Below are 2,758 nucleotides of genomic sequence, written 5' to 3' on the forward strand. Positions count from 1 at the left end.
CCGGCTGCATGATGGGGCCCGGTCACTAAGCAGCCGCCTGACCCTCGTCTCGCATTAGCAGCCGGGCGGCCTTCGCCCCTACCCGCTGCGTTCAAAACCAACCCGCCGCCCACCGATGTGCTAAAGCGAGTAGCGTTACTGATTTCCGATCAAAGACGTGGCGTATAGCTCGGTGGTCGGCAAAGATTTGTCGTTCACGTCGGGTATCGAGGGTTTACGTCCGGCTGAGTTGGCGCCGTGGATTACGCGGGCTGTGCACGAGCGCAGGCTTTTGGACAGGCTACCGACGACGGCGTGCAGCGCGCCGTCGTACGAGGTAATCCGCCACAGCACAACGACCGGCAGCGCCGCCGTAACGGCCGAGGGCGCCCTCAAACCCGAGATCGTGCTGGGTATGGATCACGTCACCCTGCCGATGGTGAAGCTGGCCTGCAACTCAGCGGTGTCGTGGGAGGTAATTTCCGACTACGAGCGATTCGTCTCCTACCTAGGAGTTGAGCTGCCGCTTCGAGTCGTGGACGTCGAGAACCAGCAACTGTTGTACGGCACCGGCGACGACGGGCAAATCCTCGGCCTGTACCACACACCGAGCATTCTGTATCACGACTGCAGCACGTCGGCGGGCGCGTCAAGCGCCACCGCCTACTTGGATGACATCGAAGAGTCGATCGAGCAGCTGCGCAGCGGGCCGGCGCTGGCCGAGCCCGACTGCTTGGTGATCTCACCGAGCAGTTTTTCCGCCCTGCGTCGGATTAAGGATGATCTGCACCGGTATGTTTTAGCGCCTGATCCGACTAGGGAAGAGGCGACGTCGCTGTGGGGTGTCGAAGTGATCGTCACCACGGCGTGCCAGCCAGGTGACGCGTTTTTGATCGACACCACCAAGATGGGCAGGGCGATCATCCGCGAAGGCATCACCTTCAGGCAGGGCTACGCAGAGGACGACTTCGTCCGAAACCTGTTGAGGTACGTCGTCGAAGAGCGCCTCAATCTCGGAGTCGAGCGCCCGTCTGCCGTGCTGTGGCTGTCTGCTCTGCCGACGACCACGAACACGTGGAGCTCATGATGCCGCGCATCAGCGACCAAGTTTCACTCAACTGGGCCGAACCGAGCGAGCGGGGGCCGGGGCGGGTTGTCGAGCAGACCGACTCGCACGACTGGGGTGGCGAACCAACTGAGATCAGCCGTCTCGTGACACCCCCACCGGGTCGGCGGATAACCCCGATCGACTACTTCGACGATCTCGCACCCGGCCCCAACTGGTGAAAAACGTGACGGTTCGACCCTTTCGGATCACCCCGGAACCGGGGTGCGGGTCGACGTCGCTGTGTGGCCTGGCCTGGTTTGCGTACCTTCGCCCCCTTCGGGGAGGCAGACCACGTCAGGCCACACATCCCCTTCGGTCAGTCCCGTCAACGCCGCTTCTCGCGTTGCTTTTGCGGCCAATGACACGACCAAGACGGCTGTCCATGCCCGAGTCGTGCTCAGCGGGACTGATCGAAGGAGGCCTCTATGGCGGTGCATGCACCAAAACCGGTTGCCGTACAATGAATCTGGCGCAGAAATGCTTTCGCCGGCAAGCGCATCTTCCATGCCGTTGCTAAGTAGGGCGGTTCATTAAGGATCAGGCTGATGGCAGTCCAGCTGGCCTGTGCCCTCGTTGTAGGTTCACCCTTATCGGAGAAAGAGCGATGAACCTCGATCGGATATTCCGTACATTCGGCGACGCAAGCGACTTGTTGGGGTGCCCGAGAGCGCAGTCGAATGCGCGTAGACACATTTCGGTGAGGTCTTCTTGCGAGATTTGTTGCGACTGAACCCATTTCACGCAAGCTGCGCGAACGAACGCCAACCAGCCCTCTACCGCGATCTCGGTGACATCGCGCCGCCGGCCCTCCGCGACGAGTTTATCGATCAGGCGTTGGCCCACGACGTTTAGCTCTCCGGTGATGATCGCCTCGATCGCCGGGTCATCCGACAATGCGCCGCGGTTCATCGCGACTGCCTCAAAGGGATGGTCGGCAAAATATTGGATGTAGGCCTCGAGTCCAGTGGCAAACTGTTCTGCGAGCGGTAGCTGCGGATCAAGATTGGCGCGCGCCAGCAACCGGGTACTAGCGCGCTTGAATATCGCTACGTATAAATCTCGCTTGCTCGGGAAGTAGTGGTACAGCGTCGCTCTCGACACAGCCGCGCGGGCGGCAATGTCCTCCATCCACACATCTTCATAAGGCTTTTCCGCGAACATCGCGGCTCCAATGTCGAGCAGCTGTTCGCGTCGCTGTTGCGGCTCTAGCCGCCGTCCCGTCACCGTGCCGACCATGATTGATAATTGACGCGCAAGTCCCCGTCCAGCGCATACCCCCTCTCCGAGAACACCGCCACGACAAACGACACTATGGCCTCCCGTCGACGCCAAGAGTGCAAACGAGGGTCTCACTGTATTGCCTGTGCGTTTGCTTTGCGATTTGTAGGAGCAGAAAGGGACCAAAGTCCCTTAGTCGAACCGGCGAGCAGTGACGGATTTGCAGAACCTTGGCTCCTCACTAAGCGAACCCCACGCGGCGGCCGTGGGGCCGACGACGGGGGTGCTGGACGCGGCTCACGATGAGGCCTCGGCGGCCATTGCGGCGGTGTCTGAAGTGTCTTCCGGAAATCGTTGATGGTTAAACTCAACACGCTTTTGGAAGCGCGCGTCGGCCAGGTTCTTGGCGGCCTCCATGACTAAGTGGTCGACTGCATAATTACAGTGACGTAA

General features: G+C 60.7%; 4 protein-coding genes. 3 read left to right on the forward strand and 1 reads right to left on the reverse strand.

Features of this window, described 5'->3' with window-relative positions; all coding sequences use genetic code 11:
- The first annotated feature begins 157 nt into the window (after positions 1 to 157).
- Together ACLP9N_RS13000 and ACLP9N_RS13005 are read left to right on the forward strand one after the other, a co-directional pair.
- Positions 158 to 1,066, forward strand: a complete 909-nt coding sequence (locus ACLP9N_RS13000) for a phage major capsid protein (protein ID WP_442361840.1) — start codon at positions 158 to 160, stop codon at positions 1,064 to 1,066.
- Positions 1,066 to 1,266 (forward strand): hypothetical protein, encoded by a 201-nt coding sequence (locus ACLP9N_RS13005; protein ID WP_442376363.1) that lies wholly within the window; start codon positions 1,066 to 1,068, stop codon positions 1,264 to 1,266. Before ACLP9N_RS13000 ends, ACLP9N_RS13005 begins: the two co-directional genes overlap by 1 nt.
- A gap of 358 nt (positions 1,267 to 1,624) precedes the next feature.
- Here the strand turns inward: ACLP9N_RS13005 and ACLP9N_RS13010 are convergent, their stop codons facing one another.
- Positions 1,625 to 2,323 (reverse strand): TetR/AcrR family transcriptional regulator, encoded by a 699-nt coding sequence (locus ACLP9N_RS13010; RefSeq protein WP_442361838.1) that lies wholly within the window; start codon positions 2,321 to 2,323, stop codon positions 1,625 to 1,627.
- Between the two features lie 193 nt (positions 2,324 to 2,516).
- On the opposite strand from ACLP9N_RS13010, the gene ACLP9N_RS13015 reads away from it, so the two are divergent.
- On the forward strand, positions 2,517 to 2,663 hold the full coding sequence (locus ACLP9N_RS13015; protein WP_442361836.1) for a PE family protein: 147 nt from the start codon (positions 2,517 to 2,519) through the stop codon (positions 2,661 to 2,663).
- Positions 2,664 to 2,758: the final 95 nt, after the last annotated feature.

It is taken from the genome of Mycobacterium sp. (assembly GCF_052144515.1).
In the GTDB taxonomy this organism is placed as follows: Bacteria; Actinomycetota; Actinomycetes; order Mycobacteriales; family Mycobacteriaceae; genus Mycobacterium.

Bases quoted from the DNA above. Each gene is read 5' to 3' on its own strand.
- ACLP9N_RS13005 (WP_442376363.1), top strand. From the start codon at position 1,066: ATGCCGCGCATCAGCGACCAAGTTTCACTCAACTGGGCCGAACCGAGC.
- ACLP9N_RS13010 (WP_442361838.1), bottom strand. From the start codon at position 2,323: ATGGTCGGCACGGTGACGGGACGGCGGCTAGAGCCGCAACAGCGACGC.